Genomic DNA, 23428 nt, shown 5'->3' on the forward strand with positions numbered 1-23428 from the left:
AGGTTCTCATAAAACCTAATGAATTATAACTTATAGGAATTATAAATATTTTGTTAGATGCTACAAAAATTGATTTGATGGTTTTTAACTCCACATATCTGAAAATTACCAAAGAATTTTATCTTGTAAATAAAAGTTAAATCATTTTATAAATCTTTTATCGATAAACCTGCCTGTAAGAATTCCTAAACATACTCCAAAAACAACACACATTACAGGTGAAAAACTATTCCAAATTATAAATTCTGTTACTGCAAGCATTCCTCCAATTGCAGTTCCAGCCAGCATTCCTATTTCTGTATAATTATATCCCTCCATCATTAACTTGCCCCTTCCAAAAACTTTAGTTCAATGAATTCGATAAAAGATATAATTTAGACGATATATTTCTGTAAAAAGTTCATTTTTTCTTATAACAATAAAAGCTCTTACATATACCTAAGTTGCATATACTATAAGTTCTTTTAACCAGACGGAATACATATGCTAAGAATTTTTTTTAGCTGATTATTATCAATATTTGTAGGCACGCCCTTTTTATGCCAATGTTTTTTACATCCGCAATAATTTAGCAATACACATTGTGGAAAAACGCCTCTTTCTCTTAGCATCCATCCTCCTGAAATTAAGTTTAGCACACAGGCAACTCCAATGACTCCTGTGTCCTCTTTTAGAAAAATATCTCTTTTATTATGATTAGATAGTGAAGATTGATGTGGAATGACTAGGACTTTAAAACCATATTGATTCCCCATTTTGGTCAGGTAGTTTACGCTACATCTTGAGCTACACCCGGTGCAAAAATATCCTTTGTCAGTCTTTTTTGTTTTACATCCTGATTTTAAATTAAGACACATGCAGGCAGGTAAAACTAAAACTTTATATCTAGTATTTAAAAACTCTTTATTAAAAGCTCTGTTCATCATCTCTGCTCCAACCATGTTTAAATGATACTCAACTCTTCCCCTGCCACAAAAGATTACATCTTCATGCCAATAATGTTTTCCATGAGATCCTTTTAAAAACTTTTCAACATTATAGGTGTATTTCCCCAATGCCTCTTTACTTCTCGTTTCAAACCAAGAAGCAAAAGCAATGGATTTTTCAATAATTTCTATCATTTCTTTAGTGGAAATCTGAGACAAATAAACACGGCATTTTTCTAATCTTTTTACCTCCTGATTAAATTCTCCAGATGCTCTTAGCCAATCAATTAGTTTATTCATACTATGGCTACTTGGTTTTAAAACATTAATCCTATCTTTTTTTATTAGAAAAGCAGTTGACATGATACCTCTCAAAAAATCAACCCCAGGCTTTATTTTGTTTGATTTATTACGAAGTTTAGAAAGAAACTCAAGAATTTTTGTAGGTGATTTTTTAAGAATTACTGCGTTTTTTCCATATTCATTCCATAACACCCCTAGAATTAAGAATTCTAGGATGCTTTCTTCTCTTGTAGTATTGTGCTTTTCATAGACTCTCATGGGTAATTCATCAATATAAAAGCTGACTTTCTCAATTACCTCATCAGTAAATCCTTTTATATCTTCATAGTATAAATCGGAATCTTCTACACCTTTTTTATTAAGCGAGTAAACTTTTTTCTCCATAATGACTTCCCCTTATAAATAATTCTACTTTTCAAAATATTCTCTTTATTAAATAATATTATATGCGATGTTATGAAAAAATTCAACTTCAAAACCCTTTGCTCACGGCTGAAGCATCATTTTTTTTAAAAAGGAGACTGTAAGTAGAAATGTGTAAATTAACAATCCACCTACAATCTCTTCAATATCTCTATGAATATATATCAGAATTAACATATACAAAATTTACATTATATCACCACTCAATCAGGTCAATATATATGCTAAAACTTCCTTCTCCTATTGTCACACACTGAATACCTATTTGTTGTTCTAAAGTCATATCTAAATCCGTCGGCAGATTAATAGTAAATTCATTCCATGCATCTTTTTTTATATTTCCATATCTTTTCCATGATGAATACCACTTTATGTTTTCATAATCACCTTCAAAAGGCATAACATATGGTTGTATAGCTCTTATTGGAGCCCCTGATGGTACCCATATCCTAAAAGTCACCTTTGAACCAGATGGTATGATAGTATACAAATCTTTTCCTATACCCAATGTTTCACTTTCAGAAGCTGTTATATCCCATTTTAAAGATCTATTTCCATCATAATATTTTTTTGTTGTGTTAGATATACTAGATAAATTATTATTTGTTATAAACCCTTCAGTACTACCATCTTCCCAGTTAATTTTGACATTGTTACTTGAACAAAGTTTAACAGTAACCTTTTTTTTATAAGTAGTTGTTAGCCCTAATTTGTTAGTAACACTTAATTTTACTAAATAATCTCCAGGTTCTGTATATTTGTGTGCTACAACTTCCCCAAATCCGTTAACTCCGTCTCCAAAATCCCACGAATATTGTATAATATCTCCATCAAAATCATGTGAATTTGTCGCATCAAAATTCACAATATCACCTATTGTCACTTCCTTAGGTGTATAACTAAAAGAAGCTGTAGGTTTGATTTTTTCTTTTGTGTTGTCTTCTCCTCTTTTGGTCAATTTGTTTATCATGTACGTTATATCCTTACTTTTTATATCTTCAATATTATAGTTAAGCCCTCTTTTTTCCAACTCTTCAAACAACACATACTTTGACATAGAAATATTGTTTTGTCTAGCATTTTTATAAACTTCAGATGAAACCATTATAGTATGGAAGTTAATTTGAGAATCTTGGTATTTTGATGTCCATGTTTTCAAATTATCTAAAATTCTTTTTAAATTTTTTTCCTCTTTTTTTTCATTTACATATCTTTCTGCTAAACAAGCTGTAATAATAACCTCATTTGATTTATAACTAATTAAATCCATGTTAATTGACTTTTCTAAAATTTCTTCCATAGCTCTATCTAAAGACTTATTCTTAATGTTTAAGTTTTTTAAAAATTCTTTTGCATTGTCATTAAACGACATTGTTTTTATTACTATATTATTTGAGTCAACTATCATTTCAAAGCTTGGATTAATATCTACATCTATATATGCATATATGTCCTCGTCAGGAATAACACTATGTAATAAAAATATTAAAATAAAAATAGAACTTGCAACCGTTAAAAACTGTACAAACTTAATAATCGTTTTTTTATGAGTAGCTTTTTTAAACATTCTTCCTGCTTTTCTATTATCTATTAAGTCTAGTTCTTCAAGAACCTTTTCCTTAGTACAAACAACTAGCTCCTCAGAAGGCAATATTTCTTTCGAATTGATTTTCTTTAGTAGTTTTTCTAGTTTTTCATGATTCATAACTATATCCTCCTTTCTCCATCAATTCTTTTAGTTTCCGTATTCCTCTGTTTAAACGGGATTTCACTGTGCCTAAAGGAATATCCAATACTCTTGATATCTGATTATAGTTCATTTCCTTATAATAATATAAAATAATTGGTATTCTATAAGTGTCTGGCAAGCCACTCACAAATTTCTCTAGTTCTTTTGTTGACTCTTCATCTATCAAATGTGTTTCTGGATGGAATTTGCTTTCAGGAACATTTGAAAACACACTTTCCTTTTTTTCATTTGTAAAAAAATCTTTTATTATATTTAGCCATCGTTTTTGTTTTCTATATCTATCTCTATATAAGTTAATAGTAATAGTATAAAGCCATGTATCAAAAGATTTGTTTTCATTATAACAATCAAGGTTCCTTACAACTCTTACCCATATGTCCTGAAAAAGATCCTCAGCATCAAACCTGTTATTAGTAAGTTGACAGCACAATTTGTAAATCTGATTTTTATGTATATCTATTAGATTTAATAATTTATTACGTTTATCGAAACATCCAGCATCCTGAAAATCAGTAATCTCCAAATACTCACACCTGCCTCTCAAGTTTTTTGCTTGTACATAATTTAAATCCTTAATATATATCGCAATGTTTTATTATATACTTAATTTTTTAAGTAGTCTTTAAATGCTTAAAAAATTATGGTCATATATCTATATAGTACAACCCCTCATAATACATTTACGTTTGTATTCTTGAAAAGTTCCATAAAATTTCTTAAGAATTTTGAAACCAAGATTTTATCTCTTATGATAGGCACACATAAAATAATGCTGCCCCTTAGTGGGCAGCATTACACAAAAAACTATAAACTAAATACAAAAATCACTTTTTATATATTCTTTAGTTTGTATGAGGAAGTTCTTGTATTTGTTCAAGTAGGTATCTTTTTAGAATTGCACAGTCGGTAGAGTCAATTATTCCATCACGGTTTAAATCAGCAACTATCAACTCATCCTTTACAGGAAGATCCAATGTTATCCGTAAAATATATCTTTTCATTAGGGTATAGTCTGTAGAATCAACTTTACCATCACCATTCAAATCTCCAACTAATTGATTATTTTGCGAAGTTTCTATACTGTCAGCAAATGCAACCATAAACACAAGAAGAGCATTCCAAGCAATAGTGTGCTCATTTGTGGTAAAGTTAGAAGCACTATCTAGATAACATTTGGCTGGGAATATTGATAATCCTTCACCTTCATATTTATTAGGACCTCCTGGCATAATCCCCTTGGGAATACCTGGTAGTCCATCTTCACTCCATGTAGCAAATATTTCTTTAATAGAATCATCTCCATATCCAGATACAAAACTCTTTCTCATAGGATTTGCTCCTAATATCCAGTTTAATGAAGAAAATGCCATCCTTTTAATGTCATCGTTGTTTGTTCCAAGAATTACAGAACCAATCAAAGCTTCCCTCGGCAAACCGAGTATTATACTGTTGCTACCCCAGTAATAATTACCGTATTGAATCACATTACCCCATGGGTTGTTTTTGTACCTGTTTATTGTATTGTTTGTCCATGTAGCAAATTTATCCCTGTACCAAATCTCAATTTCACTACTGGGGTTTTGAGATTTCATGTAATGAAAAAATCCATTATTCCACGGAATAGACCAATCCCCGCTTGTACCCTCTAAAGTACTAGCTGCATTCATATAATTTGCCTCTATGTAATCATTATAACTTGAATCATCAGTAACTCTATACATAGATCCAGCAGCCCAAAACCTTTCACATTCATCAGAATCTGTGGTATAAGGTCCATCTGGAGAGCTAATATTATCGGGATTTTCAAGAAGAAACTGCCATCCTTCCTTAGCAGCATCTAAGCATTTTTGAGCAAACACTGAATCATATTTTTCATATATTATTGAAGCATGAGCTAAAACTGCAACTGCACTTGCAGTATCGACTGTAGATCTTATATTTGTAGTATCACCTTGTTTATCCATTATAACTCTTTCGCCACTTGTAAAGTTATCTGTAAATGTGACCCGTGGGTAGAAACCACCGCTTATTGAATCTTGCATTTTTAAAATCCACTCAAGCTCCCACCTTACCTCGTCAAGTATATCAGGAACACCATTTCCGCTTTCAGGAATATTATTCTGATTATCAGAAAATACCTCAGGGAACATTTCATAAGCCCACAATAGAGTAGATATCGCCTCCGCTCCAGTACTTACATACTTATTAGGATCACCTGCATCATACCATCCCTTTGATACATCTTTTGTAATAGAAGAATCAGAGGCAAAAGGACAATTAAAATCCTGAGGTGTTCTATCTTCTCTAGGGTAATCTGTGCAATAGGGAGCCACTAGGTCTATATTTGCACGTTGATAATAAAAGTATCTTGTTGCATCAGTCAATAGATTCTCATAAATGTCATTTCCTATCTTAAATCTAGGAGAATTATCTATGCCATCTGCACTAACTGTAATGTAATAAAGACCAGATTCTTCTAGATCCGTAAATATAGCTTTTAAAACCTTTTCTCCAGAATCATATTCGTCATACTCTGTAACTAGATCCAATTGACCACTATAAGCAACTGAGTTGTCAGAAACCCTCTTTACTTGAAACTCTGTTCCCACAGTAGCATTAAAATCATCCTGGAATCCTGTAACAAAGGCATATTTTTCAGAAGATTCCAAAAAACCTACTTGATTTACTTTAATAGCAGGAAATGCATTTTCTTTGTCAGGAGATGTTAATTTAAGTTGATTTATCCAAACACAAAATGGCTCCTCACCCACTCTGTCCAAGACGATAGCCTTTGCATTGTATGGATCCATATCCAGTGATGGATCTAAAATATCCTTTAAAGGTATCTTTACGTGTTGCCACTCAGTAGTAACTGTGCAGTAATCTGTTATTGGTTTTGTTATTCTATTCTCTACTCCAGATGAACGCTCGGTCACATTATCAATTGCACCAATTAAAAACTCTTCTCCTCCATTTTCGCCTTTTACATAAAATTCTAGATGTCCATTTGGAACATAGCGAGATACATCATGGCTATTCCATTCTGCCAATGTAAGTATCACCGTCATCCACCCAGATGTAAGCGTACTTGTAAGATTAAATCTCAAAGAAGGTAAATTTTCATATGTTACTTCAGAATCAACAGGTAAATTACCATTTACAGTTTCCAATTCATCTGCACCAGACCCAGACCACCCGCTGACATTGTCTTTAAATACATAAAAGTCTGGAAGATCCCTCCATCCTTCAGGTGCACTTGCACTTGCATTAACTACCGTCATTATAGTAGTTAGAGACGTACATAATATTACAACACACATAATCAAAGCAAATAGATTCCTAATTTTCATACCTATACCCTCCCATAAACATTTTAAAAAACAATACATAAGGTTTTACTGTAATTCTTCTCTCAATAGTTTTATACGCCTCATAATTATTTATGTTCCAAAATTATATTGTTTTCATATCTGAAAATAATTTAGATATTAGAATGAATTAATCTATATCTCAAGTTGTCGCACCTTGAAAAATCAAGCAAGAAATTAACTTTAAAAACAAGTTATTTGCTTGATAAGCAACATTTTTAAGCTTTTAAAAATAAAAAATGCCTACTAAACAAAAATTTTTCTCTTTAACTATTGGCAAATATTATATATATATAATATTAAACAGAAAGGTTTGATAACTATATATTAGTGTCCATTGTATAGTTATCTTTTAATGCTTTTTTGAATAAATAATTACATAAAAAGTTTGCCATGGCTAAAGTATACGCTTTTTACGTAATTAGAGGTATCCTTAACACCCAAAGCAAGTTCATTTAATTTCAAAAAAGCACTATTAAGCAAAGGAACAAAATCTATTTTAGCTTTTGTTCCTTTGTTCTCTATTGTTAGTTTGATAACTATACTATTATTTAATATAATAGTATATGTAATTTTTTTATAATTTAGAGGTTAAAACAATGAGACAAAAAATAGTGGTAGTAGTCATATTTTTATTATTTATTGCTTTATCTAGCACCTTGTATTACCAATACAAAGAAAACCAAAAATACATAAGTTATTTATCATCTACTACATTTACTGATTTTTCTTCAAGGATACATTCACCAATACAATACAATAGAGAAATGTACAGTGATATTATAGAATCCGAAACCATTTCAATCTATCAGTTGGAACAATTGTTAAGGTATAATTCTGCTATATCTAGGAAAATTCATAAATACGATAAATTAGCTTTAAATACCTTAAATCGCATAGACGATATTGATGATTCTTTTTTTAGAAATCCTGAAAGTATTGGGAATTTTTTTATTTTATTTGCCAAAAGCTTATCTCAAGAGGATGGTTATAAAAACTATCAAGCATGGCTTTTAGAGACAGATGACTCAAAAGAATATCCTTTGAATCAATCCCAATTAGAAAAAATATTAATAATTCAATCTGTAAATGAATTGTGGAAACAGTCCTTTTTAGAACACCTTGGTGATGTGCTTTATCCAGATAAAGGAGGTGTAAGAACAAGCAGTACTGCTAAGTATCACAAAAACGGAATAAAAGATGATTATTGGGTGAATATTATTCTTTCTATGAAGGAAAAAACAAATGAATTCTTAAAATCCTATGAATCAGCCGATACCTTGGGCGATATTTTGCTTGATTATTGATATACGCCAATGCTAAATATTAGGGCTTTAGAATATGATTAACATTCACGTGTTTACCAAAGATTTGAATAATTATGTAATTAACAAGCAGTATTAGTTTAATAAATTGTCTCTTTAAGTAATAATTAATGAGTCTAGATATAAATAATTATTTTGGAAACCACATTTTAGCCTATTATAACCCTCAGGTGGAGATTATACTCCACCCGAGTTCCATATATTTAACTTAAGCTAACAGTTTACTTTTTCACTATAGACTCTCCTGTCATTTCGTTAGGTTTGTCAACGCCCATAATATCAAGCATTGTAGGAGCAAGATCTGCTAATCGACCTTCTTTTAGAGAAGCATCACCTAAACCTATTGCAATTAAGGGAACAGGATTTGTTGTATGTGCTGTAAAAGCACCTCCACTATGGTAATCCTTCATTTGCTCAGAGTTACCATGGTCTGCAGTAATTAACGCTACCCCACCCTGATTTAGTATTGCAGGTATAACTCTTCCAAGACACTCATCAATAGCTTCTATAGCAGATTTAGCTGCATCAAAATCACCTGTATGTCCAACCATATCAGGATTTGCATAGTTTAATACTATTACATCATAAGCTTTTTTATCTATTCTCTTTACAACCTCATCAGTTACTTCATATGCACTCATTTCAGGCTGCATATCATAAGTTGCAACTTTAGGAGATGGTATTAAAGCTCTGTCTTCTCCCTCATACACAGCTTCCACTCCTCCATTAAAGAAGAATGTTACATGTGCATATTTTTCAGTTTCTGCAATTCTAAGCTGCTTATAACCTAACTTACTGATGTACTCTCCAAAAGTATTTTTAAGGCTTTCTGGCTTAAATGCCACCTGCACATTTTCAAAAGTTTTATCATACTGTGTCATACATACAAAGTGTACAGGAAAATATCCTTTTTCTCTTTCAAAGCCTTTAAAATCAGCATCTGTAAATGTTCTTGTTATTTCTCTTGCCCTATCAGGTCTGAAATTAAAAAATATGATTGAGTCATTTTCGCCTATAGCTGCTACAGGAGTATCATTGTCTTTAATTACAGTAGGCTTTACAAATTCATCATATTCTTCACGTTTATATGACTCTTCAACAGCTTCAACTGAACTTTGAGCCTCTAACCCTTTAGATAGTACCATAGCATCATAGGCAAGCTGAACTCTTTCCCATCTGTTATCTCTGTCCATTGCATAGTACCTTCCCATTACAGAAGCAATTTTACCTACACCTATTTCTTTTAGCTTTTCCTCTAATTCTTCAACATATCCCTTTGCACTGTCTGGCGGCACATCTCTTCCATCAAAGAAACAGTGCACATATACATCGTTGAGATTTTTTTTCTTAGCCAATTCCAATAATCCATACAAATGGGTATTATGGCTATGTACACCTCCATCAGATAAAAGACCAAACAAATGAAGCTTGGAATTGTGTTTTTTGCAATTTTCTATAGCATCAATAAACTCTTTCTTTTCAAAGAAATCGCCGTCTTTAATAGATTTTGTGATACGGGTAAGTTCCTGATATACAATTCTTCCTGCCCCAATATTTGTATGCCCTACTTCCGAGTTACCCATCTGTCCATCAGGAAGTCCTACATCCATTCCACTTGTCTTAATAACGGTGTTGGGATACTCTTTCATAAGCCTGTCAATGTTAGGTTTGTTGGCAGCTTTTATAGCATTTCCATCATCTTTTGGATTTAATCCAAAACCATCTAAAATAATTAACGCAACCAATTTATCTTTCATACTATAACCTTCCTTTCTTTTCATAGTTGAAAAAACAAGATTTCAAAATTTAAACCCCCTTATGTCAATTAAAAGGGGGTTTAAAATATTAACATATGTTTCATTACTATTTATTGTAATTAACTATTTTTTCAAACTCGTCTAGCTTGAGGCTTGCACCACCTACAAGTCCTCCATCTATATCAGGCATATTGAAAAGTTCTGCTGCATTTGCAGCCTTGACACTTCCACCATACTGTATTCTAACAGCCTCTGCCACGTCTTTTCCATAAAGTTCCTCTACAACTTTTCTTATTACAGCACAAACTTCCTGTGCCTGCTGGCTTGTAGCTGTCTTACCTGTTCCAATAGCCCATATAGGTTCGTAAGCTATAACAGTTTCTTTAACTTGATCTGCACTAAGACCTAAAAGAGCTATTTTTACTTGATATCTTACCAACTCAGAAGTTATGCCCTGCTCTCTTTGTGTCAATGACTCTCCAACACAAATAATAGGCTTTAGTCCATATTTAAACGCTGCGTGAGCTTTTTTGTTTACTGTCTCATCAGTTTCTGCAAAGTACTGCCTTCTTTCAGAGTGCCCTATTATAACATAGTCCACTTCCAAATCAGCTAACATAGGACCGGATACTTCACCTGTAAAAGCCCCATTTTCTTCCCAATGCATATTTTGTGCTGCCACTTTTATATTTGAACCTTCAACAGTTTTTTTAACTAATGGAATACACACGAAAGGCACCCCTGCAACAACTTCCGTATCAGCACCCGCAACTTTTTCTTTTAAATCCTGAACAAATTCAACTGCTTCTTTAGCTGTTTTGTTCATTTTCCAGTTTCCTGCTGCAATCTTTTTTCTACTCACTATATTTTCCCCCTTATTTGTCCATTAAAACATCTATTCCTGGAAGTACCTTTCCTTCAAGGAACTCTAAAGAAGCTCCTCCTCCAGTAGATATATGAGTTATTTTATCGGCATAACCAAGTTGCTCAACAGCTGCTGCTGAATCACCGCCGCCAATAATAGAAGTTGCACCTGACTCTGCAACTGCCTTTGCAATTGCTTTTGATCCATTTGCAAAATTAGGAAATTCAAAAACTCCCATAGGTCCATTCCAAACAGTTACTTTTGCATTTTTTAATTCATTTGAAAATAATTCTATAGTCTTAGGGCCTATATCCATACCCATCCAACCATCAGGAATTTTACTTGACTCAACTACCTGGCTTTCTGAATCATTTTTAAATTCAGTTGCTATAACGTTGTCTACTGGAAGTAGCATTTTAACACCTTTTTTCTCTGCCTTTTCCAATAAACTTTTAGCCAATTCAACTTTATCGTCTTCACATATGGAAGTACCTACTCCATATCCTTTAGCTTTAAAGAATGTATACGCCATTCCCCCACCAATTATAAGAGTATCTACTTTTTCAATAAGATTTTCTATAACAGCTATTTTATCTGATACTTTAGCTCCACCTAATATTGCTACAAAAGGCCTTTCTGGATTTGAAAGAGCTTTTCCCATAAAGTCAATTTCTTTCTTTATAAGATATCCACAAGCTGCCGGAAGATTATCTGCAAGACCTGCTGTTGAAGCATGTGCTCTATGAGCAGTTCCAAATGCATCGTTTACATATATTTCTGCCATACTTGCCAATTCTTTAGCAAAAGCAGCATCATTTTTAGTTTCTTCTTTATGAAATCTTACATTTTCAAGTATAAGAACTTCACCTTCTTTTAAAGAAGCTGCCTTTTCTTTTGCATCTTCTCCAATTACATCTTTAGCCATTATTATTTCTTTTCCTAAAAGCTCTCCTAATCTGTCAGCCGTCGGCTTCATACTGAATTTGTCTTCAAAGCCATTTTTAGGTCTTCCCAAATGTGACACAAGTATTGTTTTTGCACCATTGTCAACCAAGTATTTGATGGTAGGAAGTGCACCAACAATTCTCTTGTCATCTGTGATTTTTTTGTTTTCATCTAAAGGCACATTAAAATCAACTCTTACAATAACTTTTTTGCCTTTAACATCTATATCTTCAATAGTTTTTTTATTCATCATTCCCATAAGTTCACTCTCCTTAACATACTGTAATTTTATATCCCCTTAATTTTTGATAACATCAAACTTAAAATATGTATATTTTACCACATTTATTTTTAAAAAGGCTCGGTTATATAACCGAACCTTTTAATGCAATCTTATAAGTCTAAATCAATTACTTTGCATCAACTGAAGCCATATAAGCAACAAGGTCAACAACTTTACTTGAATAACCCCATTCATTGTCATACCATGCGACAAGCTTAACAAAGTTATCATTTAAAGCTATACCCGCTTTAGCATCAAATACTGAAGTCTGTGCCTCACCAATAAAATCTGATGATACTACATCATCTTCAGTATATCCTAATATACCATTTAATTCATTATCTGAAGCTTTCTTAACTGCTGCTTTAATATCATCGTAACTAGCTGCTTTTTCTAAACGGCAAGTCAAGTCTACAACAGACACATCAAGAGTTGGTACTCTAAAAGCCATTCCTGTAAGTTTTCCATTTAATTCAGGAATAACCTTACCAACAGCCTTTGCTGCACCAGTGGATGAAGGAATAATATTCCCTGCTGCTGCACGTCCACCTCTCCAGTCTTTCTGTGAAGGACCATCAACTGTCTTTTGTGTAGCAGTTGTAGCGTGTACAGTTGTCATTAAACCTTCAACTATACCAAAATTGTCATGCATTACTTTAGCAATAGGTGCTAAACAGTTTGTTGTACATGAAGCATTAGATACAACAGTCATATCCTTTGTATATTTTTCATTGTTAACTCCCATAACAAACATTGGAGCATCTGCTGATGGAGCACTGATAACAACTTTTTTAGCTCCAGCTTTTATATGAGCTGATGCTGTGTCAATTGTTTTAAATACACCTGTTGATTCTACTACATACTCTGCTCCACATTTACTCCATGGGATTTCTGCTGGATCTTTACTTCCATAAACACTTATTTTCTTTCCGTTAACAACTAACTTATCGTTATCAACTGAAATTTCACCTTTAAATTGACCATGTACAGTGTCATACTTTAACATATACTTCATGTAATCAAGATCAATAAATGGGTCATTGATACCAACAACCTCAACATCTGGATTGTCGATAGAAGCTCTGAAAACCAAACGTCCTATACGACCAAAACCATTAATTCCAACTTTTACTGCCATAATTTATTCCTCCTATGTAATTATTAGTACTTATTATAAGCTACATGGTAGCATAAATGCAAAAATATATTCATAAACTGCAAATATATAATACACCATGAATATTTTATATTATTTCTTTTTGATTTTCAATACCTATATCAAAAAAATAATTAATTTTTTAACAAAGTTCATATAGTATTTAATAAAAGTAGTATACCCACCTATTTTATTTTTAATCATTCAAATAGGGGACGGTTAATCATTCAAATAGGGGACGGTTAATCATTCAAATAGGGGACGGTTAATCATTCAAATAGGGGACGGTTAATCATTCAAATAGGGGACGGTTCTTGAATTGAATTTTTACAAAAATTCAATTCAAGAACCGTCCCCTATTTGAGTCCCCTATTTGAGTCCCCCTATTTGAGTCAGTCCCCAAATTGAGTCATTAGTTCCATTGTGTGATCATATGAATCAGAAGCTTTTTCTCTGTTATTATCGTTGATAAAGTTTTTTTCCATATTCTCCTTTAAAACTGGAAGTATTTTATGAACTGATCTGCCATTTTCATAAAACTTGTCAACCCATGTGGGAATATGCTTCACACTTTTTATTATAGTTTGCTCTTCTCCATTTTCATTACGTTTTTCTAAAGTGATACGAACAATAACCCCATCTTCTGTATATATTTTGTTTGGTCTTTCTGCCTGATCCTCCCTGCGAAAATTTGATATAAAATTGCCCATTGAATATATAATATACCTGTCTTTACCCTCAACTTCCAGCACCTCTGATTTTTGAATAACATGAGGGTGAGTCCCCAATATAATGTCAGCTCCCCAGTCGAATATCTTGCTTGCTAATTCCTCCTGATGGACATTTGGCGTCCTATGATATTCATTCCCCCAATGCATGTAAGCAATTATAACATCAGAATCAATTTCCTTAGCACTTTTAATATCTTCCTTTATTTTTTCTTCATCTATTAAATTTAGCATATATTTGCGTTCTTCCTCACTTAGAAAAGGGGAATTTCCGTTACAACTGTAAGAATACGCAATAATACTAACTTTAAATCCTTTAACGTCAACAGTTATAAATCTTTCATCCTCTGGTTTTGCCAAGGTTCCTACATGTATCATACCATTTTCATTTATCTTTTCTATCGTTCTTAAAACCCCATCTTTCTTTCTGTCTAGGGCATGATTATTTGCAGTAACAAGCACATCAAACCCTGCATATTTTAATGCTTCCAGTATAGAATCAGGAGTGTTAAAATAGGGGAAGCTTGTGTACTTTTCTTCTTCCCCTGCCGTAACCGTTTCAAGATTTGCAATGGCTAAATCTCCATGTTCTATGTATTCCTTAACATGTTCAAAAGCCTTAGTGAAATCATATTTGCCTGTCTCAGGATTAAATGCACTCTCCAAATTGGAATTATGACACATTATGTCCCCCACCGCAGTTATTGTAATGGTCTGTGGCTCTTCTAACTGAACTTCTTCTGTTGGAATGGTTTCTCCTGTTGGACTAACTTCTTCATGCTGTTTCTGATTAGTACCTTCTTTGTCTTCCCATTCAGGAATTTCATTTTCAATCTCTGAAGAAGTGTTAACATCATCAGGCTGGTTTATGGGTTCACAACCTAATGGTGCAATAAGAAAAAGAGCTATAGTAACTATGGCAACATATTTATAATGTTTTCTCATGCCTACACCTCACTTTTTAGTTTTAGATAATTAATAAAACAAAACTGTTCTTTTACAATTTACAAGCTTATAGTCATACGTTACCATTTTATTATCCATATTTCAATGTTAATTAAGGTGTTATCTTTAGTAATTCAATTCAAGAACCGTCCCCAAATTGAATCCGAAGAACCGTCCCCAATTTGAATTGCTAAAGATAGGCAGCAATCAGAAAATTCAAATGAAAAAAGACTTATTTTATAATTGCCTATCTTTAATTCATTATCTACAGTGTCCAATTCTTTAAAATTCATTTTCATTCCCAGCCTTAAAAATTTAGAAACTGCTTCTTTTCTGGTCCAATATTTTATTGCTTGTACATTGCGTTGATGTGGGTCAGTTATTTTAGACAAAAGACTCTTTTCTCTGTCTGAAAAAAAGAAATCAATTAAAGAATCCTCCACAGTAAAAAACTTTTCAATATCCACACCCACCTTGCTTTCTGATATTACACCAACACAATATGGAAATGAGTGTGTAATGGATACATTTATATTTGGATACTGCAAGATATAAGGGGCAGAATCTGCCCCTTTCAAAACATCTACACAACTTAAATCTACAATACTCTTCCTTGAAATTTTATATTTAAAAAAGGCTTTTTTCACTGCATATCTGCCACATATCCACTGAATCTTTTTTTTGTAAATTTTAAATGCTTTTAAGTATTCTATCTCTTTTTTTGACAGAAAAGATAAATGCTCATCATTATTAACTTCCATTTTCTCATTCATGTCTACTAAGGCATAATTTAAGCTACTATTTTTTTTTAACCTTTCAACATTCCGTTCAAATAAATATTTTGTTTCTTTTAATATCATAAGCTAATTTGCCTCATTACTACATTTTTTGCATAATAGCAAACTTCATCATATTGATTTAGCATTATCACATCATACTTTTTATACTCATCCCCCTCTTCTTTTAACCTTGAGTAAACTTTATATCCACAGTATTCTCTTGGAACCTGTACAACCCCAACTTCTTCTACTTTCCATGGCAAAAACACTCTGTCATTATTGTAAGCAGTATGTACGCCACACACTTGAAAAATTGAATCCATAAAGGCTGGATTAATTAATAATTCCTCTAGATTATATTTTTCATTATTAATTTCTTCCTCTGGAAGTGTCATAGAGAACATTGCACCTTTACTATTTCTCATACACTTATTGTTTTCAATCTCTTCATCTATAAATAAGGGACCTAACACTATAGAGTTTGGATTCTTTTCATGATAATTTTCAAGATTTGCTCTTGTAAACCCTTCTTCCATAGGTTCATTTTCAATACCCCTTATATTGAGTAAATCACTGTAATCTGAAATTGAAGAACTTATCTCCATACTATTTAAATTAATAAGTTTTGAAATACCATATTTAGAATCTAAATATGTGTATATCTCTCCTTTAAAACCCTCTTTTTCTTCTCCTCTTTTTGCATCTAAAATAATCTCCTGAGGTCTTTCATAAAAAAGCTTACAGGGCTTATAGAGTATCAGGTTTTTAAAACAATACTGATCTTTTCTTCCAAAAACCAGACTGTGATATTGGGCAAACATTTCCATAAACGCAACTGCTGGCATTAATGGTGTTTCCCCTAATCTATGTTGATTTATAATTGGATCTTTTTTTACTGAAAAAACCTTAAAAGCTTTTTCAATTAAACCATTTCTTTTACTTATCCAGTCAATAAATAAAGTTTTGGGAGGATTTTCATAAGCTATCTTTTCTGGCATAATAAACTCAAGGCCTTTGCTTACAATAACCTCATTTGAACTTGTTTTCCCCTCTAAAAGATTAACAAACTCTAAAGCTCCTCTTTCTGGCTCGATAAGATTTAGCCCTATTTCTTCAAAGTTTTCTTTTAAATATTCGTTTCTCCAAGCTATTCCTAAATCTTTCCACCCAGACCAAGCTATACTCAGTCCATGGATGTTTTGATATTTTGACTTAAATGAAGAGATAAACCCATTAATAAAACTGTTGGCTGCACAATAGTCTAACTGTGCTTCATTTCCAAACCTTCCAGATATGGATGAGAACCCAATAATTGCTTTTAGCTCTTTTTTCTCTAACAATCTGTAAAGATTTAAAAAACCTTTAACCTTTACAGAGAAAACATCTTTGAATTCCTCAACCCTCTTATCTTTTAAAAGTTTACTTCTTTCAATTCCTGCTCCATGAATTAGTATATGAACAGATCCATTCTTTTTAATTGATTTTTTTATATTTTTTTCTAGTTGTTCATGATTTCTAACATCACAGGATATATACACAGCCTCGTTTCCATCACTTTTAATCTCATTTACCAATTTATACACTGATATAGCCTTTTTAATCTTTTCAAGTTTGTCCTTTACCATTACAGGTGTAACTTTTGAATGTTCTTTTTGTAACTGTTCTTTTATTTCTATTTTTTTATCTTCCAGTTGTTCATCGCTAAGCAGTGAAAGACTTTCAATATTATCCTCCAGCTTAGTACGACCTATAATGGTAAACTTGCCCCTGTATTTTTTTGATAATTTCCTTATTATCTCAGAGGTAATTCCATTTCCTCCTCCTGAAATTAAAAAGTGAATATTTTCAGGGTAATTAACTTTTTGTAATTCTACTTTATCCAGATAATCAATTCTAAGCACCATACGTTTATTGTCCTTATAACCAATTTCATAGTCAAAAGAAGAACATTCTATCTCAGTTTTAAGTTTAGATGCAATTTCTTGAAATCCTCCCTCTCTTTCAACAGCACCTACATCTATTATTTTTACTTTTGAATTTGACCACTCTTTTCTAAGACCTTTGTAAAAACCACTCAAAGCTCCAAAGAATGGATCTAAATTTTCACATCCACCTTTTAAATATCCATGGCATCCATCCATTGAAACTGCACACACAATTCTTATTTCAGGTTGTGAAACCTTTTCTCCAAGCTTTTTATAAAATAAAAATCTTGCTTCACCATTTAAAAAATTTAAAACCTCTTCTTTGTCTGTTGAAATATTGTCAATATCAAAACTTTTGCCTATATGGCTACAATCAACTATCACATCAACACTATCTTTCATAAATTTTAAAATACCATCCTCAAGCTCTTTAGATCCTTTGTATCTATCAAATGTAAATTCTTCCACAAGTTTTGACTGCTCTTTAAAATAATTGGATATTTCACCTACAACTTCTTCTTCATCTCCAATAACCCATATCCTTTTTTCTTTTAAATCAAAATCTTTTGACCCTAAATTTTCTTCCACAAAGACAGGCACTTGGAGGCTAAGATCTCTTTCAATTTCGTAATCCTTTTCTTCTTTGACTGACTCTATATTTTTATTTGAGTCTATATCTCTACCTTTTACTTCCGATACATCAGATTTATTTTTTACAAAATCAATAACATCCCCTATTGTTTTGTACTCTGATATATTTAAATCTTCATCTTCATCCATTTTAAAATCTTTTGCTATCATAGAAAATATAGTAGCCTGTTTAACTGTATCAATGCCAAGGTCTGCTTCCATTTCCATGTCTTTTTCAAGCATCTCTACTGGATATTTTGTTACCTCTGATACAATTTTTAATACCTCTTCTTCTGCACCATGCTTTGATTTTGCTTCCTGCTTTATTTCTGTTTTTTTCTCTTTTACTTTTTCTTCCATATGTAATCCACTGTCTTTTTGCATATCCTTTACAAAATCAATAACATCCCCTATTGTTTTATAGCTGGACATATTTATATTTTCCTCATCTGACATTCCATACTTTTCTCCTATAAGTGAAAATATGGTAGCCTGTTTAACTGTGTCTATACCTAAGTCCGCTTCCATCTCCATGTCCTTTTCAAGCATTTCTGTTGGATATTTTGTTACCTCTGATATAATGCCAAGTACATCTGATAAATAACTGCTTTCAGATTTAACTTTAGAAGGCTGCTCTTTTTCTGATTCTCTATTTAATTTATCATCTTTTTTAACGCTCTCATCAAAATCAGTTTTTTGAGAACTATTTTTTGATATTTCTTCATTTGCATCTCCTTCTGCAACAAGAATTCTTCCCTGATTTTTTAATCGTGCATTTTTAAAACCGGAAACTTCTCTAAGCCAGTTATCATAAATACCACTGTCAAAAATTCTGGCATCTTCAGAAGATATTTTCTCTAAAAGATGAAAATTTCCCTGTCCTCCATAACCGATTACCATTCTTAAAGCATATTTAAAATTGTGCCGTCCTCCACTGGATATATTAAGTCCTTCTAGAGAAGGATCCACATTCTTAAAGTTTGCCACAGGAGGTATCTCCTGTTTTAAAAGTGCTTTTGCAGCAACAGCCTCTTCTAAAGACGCTCCCATTGTGTGTCCTGTCATTGCTTTTGTATTTACAATTTTTATTTCTCCATACTTTTCTTTAAACACTTTTTCAAGTACCATCTTTTCAGCTTCAGCACAACCACCTTTTTTAGGCGAACATGTCTCATGGGAAAAATATACTGTCTCTTTTGCATTTTCAATTCTATTAAATCCATGTTCTTTCTCCATTTTTGAAATAAATCTATCTAATTCATCACAGTACTTTTTACTTTCTATTTTTACCTGATGTCCTGCAGCGTTAAACATATGGGTTCCTAAAATACGACAAATCCCATTCATACCTCTTTTACCTACATCTTCTTCTTTTTCCATTACAAGTCCTACAGCTCCAGCTCCAATTATCATTCCATTTCTTCTGTTGTCAAAAGGCACAGAGCTTTCAAACACATCGTCAGAATCTGAGGCCGCTCCCATACTTAAGAAGCTTCCCCCTATCCATGGCAACAATTTTTTTGAACTTGCATTATCGGCACCTACCACTATCATTCTTTTAGCGTGTCCCCCTCTTATTAAGTCCTCTGCAACCGTTACTGCAGATGCAGTGGAAGAACATGCAGCTCTTATATGAAAATTTGGTCCCATAGCTCCAATAAACTGAGCAAGCCTGTTGTTTGCCAGAGAGGAAATTTGAATTAAAAACTCATGATTGAACTCATAAATATCTTCCTCACCAGAATTGTTTAATAATTTTGAGTAGTGAAAATTAAACCAGTCAGATAAAATCTTTCTTGTTCCATCATCTTTTATTTTTGAAATTACTTCCTGATAAAAATCTATTAAATCCCTTCTTGTTTTGCTTCCAAATTTGCTTGCAATATACTTTGACACTTCACATATGAAGGGTTCAAATGCAGGAAAACCACAGGCATATATTATTCCCGTATCCCTTTGCATCTCTTTAGGAAGAACCAGTCTTCCTTCTAAACTAGAGCCAGAAGATGTAAAAATCTTTTCTCTCATAAGAGGTATTTTAGCATCTTTTAATGCTTCGTACCCTGCAGCTACTCCTGCACAAACATCCAAAGTCATCTGACTTAACGTTTTTTCATCAATTTGATAGTCATTTAACATATCAAATTCACCAAACTTACCTGCTATTTGAATAACTTCATTAATTAAAGATAGTTTTTTAAATACAACTTTTTGTTCATTTTTTACAAGCCTTGTTATATTTAAATCCAAAAGACTTTCCATTTCATCATCAGTGAGCTTTTCAATAAAATTTCTTCCTTCAAAGATGTGATTAAAATTATCATTTGAAAAAGCCTTTTTAAAAGTTCCAGGCAAGCCTACTGAAACTCCACTGTAAACAATATTTTCTTTTAATACACTTGTTTTTTTAATTGTTTTAATCTCATTGTCCACTTTTATAGAATCATTGCAACAATTGCTTTTTAAATTTTCTCTTGACGGAACATGTGTAACATCAACACCTAAAGTAAAAAGCTGTCCTAAAAGCTTTTTATAAGTTTTTACGTCACTTTCTCCTCTTTTATTTGAGGATAAAACTATAACATCTTTATCCCTTAAAATATTCTTCACAAGGTTTGTAAGAACTGTTGAAGGACCTGATTCAATAAATACTCTTACCCCTTTATCATAAAGTGATAAAATCGCATCCTTAAAATTTACTTTTGAAATTATTTGCTCTTTTAAAATATCAGGTATATCCTTTAGTTCTCCCCTTCTATCTGGGTAAAATTTATTTAAATGACATGACATAACCTTCTCTTTTGGACTATAGAAATCAAAGTCTTTAATTTTATTATAAAAACTCTCTGCTGCCTCATTCATTAATGCTGTATGAAATCCGTGTGAGACATTTAGCACTTTATTATAAATATTCATACCTTTTAAGTATTTTGATGCTTTTTCTATTTCTTCAGCCTGTCCACCTATGACAGTTTGCTCAGGAGAATTTATGTTGGATATACTTACATTAAATCCTTCATTTTCTATAATACTCTCAAGTTTTGACCTATCTTCCTTTACACCCATTAAAATTCCTCTGTCTTTTTCTGGTATGGCGTCAAATGAAAAGCCTCTCTCCCCAACAAGATTCAAAGCCTCTCTCAAATTCAGCATTCCACTTGCAAAAAGAGCTGTTATTTCACCTAAGCTGTGTCCTATCATATAATCTGCTCTTATTCCAGACTCAATTAACAACTTATACATTCCTATATTACTTAAAAACATTGTAGGATGAGTGTTTTTTGTATCTTTTAAAACTTCTTCTAATACTTCTTCATCTTCTCTAAATATAAAAGAGGTAATGTCATAGTCATATTTTCCTCTCCACAAAGCATCAGCCTGAGTGTATAACGACTCAACACAGGTATAATTTTCATATAGCTGCTTTAACATATTAGGATATTGAGATGCCTGTCCTGGAAACATCCATGCCATTTCATCAGAACTTATGATTTTTCCTTCCTTAAAGTAAATTCCTCTTTTACTCATAGAATAAAACTCTTTATTTTCCATGCATTTTTCAAAATAACTCCATTTATCTTTTAATTCTTCTAAGAAATCAAAGACAATAGCCAATCTATACTTATCTTTAGCACAATTTGAAGAGTTGTTTATTAATACAGTCTCTTCTATAGACTTATTTCCCTGTTTTATTATATCTATAAATTTAAAATAGCAATCCTTTATACTTTCAACTGTATTGCCTGAAAACAATACCACTTCTGATAATTTTCTAGGTTCATTTTGATGTATTGAACTAGTATTATCATCACTTTTTACTTGAAAAGCATATGACTTTTTCACAAATTCTGGTCTAAATTCTTCCATACAAATATGAAAATCAGCTCCCCCAAACCCATAGGCACTGACATTTGCCCGTCTTGGATGCCAGCTCTTTTGCTCCCACTTTTTTGACTCATTAAGTATGTAAAATGGAGAATCTTCAATTCTAAGCTTAGGGTTTACCTCCTGAACATTTGCAGTTGGAGGAAGAATTTTATTGTAAAGAGCCATACAACCCTTTATCATTCCTGGAGCTCCTGAAGCATACCTTAAATGTCCAATGTTTGATTTAACAGAACCTATACCACAATAATTTTTTCTTTCTGCACCTAAATTTAAAAAGGCCTCTTTGAGTGCCTCCACTTCAACTTGATCTCCCACAGGTGTTCCAGTTCCATGAGCTTCAACAAGCTCAATGGTATCCACAGGATATCCTGCCATTTTACAAGAATTCTCTACCACTCTTATTTGCCCGCCTTTATTTGGAGCAGCAACCCCTTTACCTTTTCCATCACTTCCTTGACCAAATCCTGATATTACACCAAAAATCTCATCCTTATCCCGTAGTGCATCTTCCAACCGTTTTAAAATCAACACTCCTCCGCCAAGTCCAATTACAAAACCATTTGCCCTTTTGTCAAATGGAAATGAACCATCTGGAGATAAGGCATTTATTGCAGAAAAGGCTGACATAGGAATTTCACTCATTGTTACATCAATGCCGCCCACAAATGCAACATCAAAATCCCTTCTTAATAGACCTGTTACCCCGCAAACAGAAGCTGCAAGCCCTGATGCACACGCTGCATCAACTGTATAGGCTGGTCCTAAAAAATCAAATACATTGGATATTCTTCCTGCATTAATGCTTTGAAGCATTCCAGGTGCACTATCTTCTGTTACTGGAAGTATGCCTTCAAGGGACTTTTCTGATATACAATCAATTAATTCTTCCATTTCTTCAGATGTAAAAGTGGATTTTAATTTAGAATTATTCATTAAATGATTTTTAACTCTATAATAGTATGTTCTTCTTGTAACATTGTCATACCGGGTCCCAGGTGCTCCTGTACCAAAAATTACTGCCGCTCTTTCTTTGGGAATGCTAGATTTCATACATTGCAATGCCTGATCCACACAGTATATTGCCGTGTGTTGATTTGGATCCATTTGTTCAGCTACAGTAGGAGGTATTCTATATTTATTACTTAAAAAATTAAGCTTATCGGTATCAATTAAAGCCCCAATTTTTGTATACGACATATCCTGCTTATTAACCTGTCCATACATTTCAGGTCTGTAAAAAACTTTACTGTTAAAAATGTGATTTGGCACATCTTTAATGGATACCTTTTTATTTAAAATGTTTTCCCAAAAAACATCTTTATTTGATGCATCCGGAAACAATCCTCCCATACCAACAATTGCAACTCTTTCTTCAGAATAATAATACTTGTTCATTTTAACCCCTCCCCAAAATAATTGAAAAGTGCCTGAT

The 23428-nt window shown here is 32.5% G+C and carries 13 protein-coding genes; 1 reads left to right on the top strand and 12 read right to left on the bottom strand.

Annotated elements, in window-relative coordinates; all coding sequences use genetic code 11:
- Positions 1–141: 141 nt before the first annotated feature.
- The 5 genes from RBH29_RS06625 to RBH29_RS06645 all read right to left on the bottom strand — a co-directional run bounded on the left by RBH29_RS06625 (position 142) and on the right by RBH29_RS06645 (position 6752).
- Positions 142–321, bottom strand: coding sequence for a hypothetical protein (locus RBH29_RS06625; protein WP_306695983.1), 180 nt, complete (start codon positions 319–321; stop codon positions 142–144).
- Between the two features lie 143 nt (positions 322–464).
- Positions 465–1613 (bottom strand): DUF116 domain-containing protein, encoded by a 1149-nt coding sequence (locus RBH29_RS06630; RefSeq protein WP_306695984.1) that lies wholly within the window; start codon positions 1611–1613, stop codon positions 465–467.
- A gap of 235 nt (positions 1614–1848) precedes the next feature.
- The gene (locus tag RBH29_RS06635) at positions 1849–3357 is read right to left on the bottom strand and encodes a PKD domain-containing protein (RefSeq protein ID WP_306695985.1); all 1509 of its coding nucleotides are present in this window, start codon (positions 3355–3357) and stop codon (positions 1849–1851) included.
- The gene (locus RBH29_RS06640; protein ID WP_306695986.1) at positions 3347–3925 is read right to left on the bottom strand and encodes an RNA polymerase sigma factor; all 579 of its coding nucleotides are present in this window, start codon (positions 3923–3925) and stop codon (positions 3347–3349) included. Before RBH29_RS06640 ends, RBH29_RS06635 begins: the two co-directional genes overlap by 11 nt.
- A 319-nt stretch (positions 3926–4244) precedes the next feature.
- On the bottom strand, positions 4245–6752 hold the full coding sequence (locus tag RBH29_RS06645; RefSeq protein ID WP_306695987.1) for a glycoside hydrolase family 9 protein: 2508 nt from the start codon (positions 6750–6752) through the stop codon (positions 4245–4247).
- Between the two features lie 617 nt (positions 6753–7369).
- On the opposite strand from RBH29_RS06645, the gene RBH29_RS06650 reads away from it, so the two are divergent.
- Entirely contained in the window at positions 7370–8077 is a 708-nt protein-coding gene (locus RBH29_RS06650) for a hypothetical protein (RefSeq protein ID WP_306695988.1), read from the top strand.
- Between the two features lie 239 nt (positions 8078–8316).
- Here RBH29_RS06650 and gpmI read toward each other — a convergent pair whose 3' ends face one another.
- The 7 genes from gpmI to RBH29_RS06685 form a co-directional block, all read right to left on the bottom strand.
- Positions 8317–9852, bottom strand: coding sequence for a 2,3-bisphosphoglycerate-independent phosphoglycerate mutase (gene gpmI / locus RBH29_RS06655; protein WP_306695989.1), 1536 nt, complete (start codon positions 9850–9852; stop codon positions 8317–8319).
- A gap of 106 nt (positions 9853–9958) precedes the next feature.
- Positions 9959–10714 carry a triose-phosphate isomerase gene (tpiA, locus tag RBH29_RS06660; protein ID WP_306695990.1) on the bottom strand — a complete coding sequence of 252 codons (756 nt, stop codon included), beginning with the start codon at positions 10712–10714 and terminating at the stop codon, positions 9959–9961.
- A gap of 13 nt (positions 10715–10727) precedes the next feature.
- Positions 10728–11921: a phosphoglycerate kinase gene (locus RBH29_RS06665; RefSeq protein WP_306695991.1), complete on the bottom strand. Its 1194-nt coding sequence runs from the start codon at positions 11919–11921 to the stop codon at positions 10728–10730.
- Positions 11922–12072: 151 nt separating this feature from the next.
- On the bottom strand, positions 12073–13083 hold the full coding sequence (gene gap, locus RBH29_RS06670) for a type I glyceraldehyde-3-phosphate dehydrogenase (RefSeq protein ID WP_306695992.1): 1011 nt from the start codon (positions 13081–13083) through the stop codon (positions 12073–12075).
- Positions 13084–13493: 410 nt separating this feature from the next.
- Positions 13494–14774, bottom strand: a complete 1281-nt coding sequence (locus RBH29_RS06675; protein WP_306695993.1) for a CapA family protein — start codon at positions 14772–14774, stop codon at positions 13494–13496.
- Positions 14775–14908: 134 nt separating this feature from the next.
- Positions 14909–15634, bottom strand: coding sequence for a 4'-phosphopantetheinyl transferase family protein (locus RBH29_RS06680; protein ID WP_306695994.1), 726 nt, complete (start codon positions 15632–15634; stop codon positions 14909–14911).
- Positions 15631–23391 (bottom strand): SDR family NAD(P)-dependent oxidoreductase, encoded by a 7761-nt coding sequence (locus tag RBH29_RS06685; protein WP_306695995.1) that lies wholly within the window; start codon positions 23389–23391, stop codon positions 15631–15633. Before RBH29_RS06685 ends, RBH29_RS06680 begins: the two co-directional genes overlap by 4 nt.
- Between the last annotated feature and the right edge of the window lie 37 nt (positions 23392–23428).

The organism is Herbivorax alkaliphila, assembly GCF_030848475.1.
Classification (GTDB): domain Bacteria; phylum Bacillota; class Clostridia; order Acetivibrionales; family Acetivibrionaceae; genus Herbivorax.

Coding starts and splice junctions, on each gene's coding strand:
- RBH29_RS06625 (WP_306695983.1), bottom strand. CDS start 321: ATGATGGAGGGATATAATTATACAGAAATAGGAATGCTGGCTGGAACT.
- RBH29_RS06630 (WP_306695984.1), bottom strand. CDS start 1,613: ATGGAGAAAAAAGTTTACTCGCTTAATAAAAAAGGTGTAGAAGATTCC.
- RBH29_RS06635 (WP_306695985.1), bottom strand. CDS start 3,357: ATGAATCATGAAAAACTAGAAAAACTACTAAAGAAAATCAATTCGAAA.
- RBH29_RS06645 (WP_306695987.1), bottom strand. CDS start 6,752: ATGAAAATTAGGAATCTATTTGCTTTGATTATGTGTGTTGTAATATTA.
- RBH29_RS06650 (WP_306695988.1), top strand. CDS start 7,370: ATGAGACAAAAAATAGTGGTAGTAGTCATATTTTTATTATTTATTGCT.
- gpmI (WP_306695989.1), bottom strand. CDS start 9,852: ATGAAAGATAAATTGGTTGCGTTAATTATTTTAGATGGTTTTGGATTA.
- RBH29_RS06665 (WP_306695991.1), bottom strand. CDS start 11,921: ATGGGAATGATGAATAAAAAAACTATTGAAGATATAGATGTTAAAGGC.
- gap (WP_306695992.1), bottom strand. CDS start 13,083: ATGGCAGTAAAAGTTGGAATTAATGGTTTTGGTCGTATAGGACGTTTG.
- RBH29_RS06675 (WP_306695993.1), bottom strand. CDS start 14,774: ATGAGAAAACATTATAAATATGTTGCCATAGTTACTATAGCTCTTTTT.
- RBH29_RS06680 (WP_306695994.1), bottom strand. CDS start 15,634: ATGATATTAAAAGAAACAAAATATTTATTTGAACGGAATGTTGAAAGG.
- RBH29_RS06685 (WP_306695995.1), bottom strand. CDS start 23,391: ATGAACAAGTATTATTATTCTGAAGAAAGAGTTGCAATTGTTGGTATG.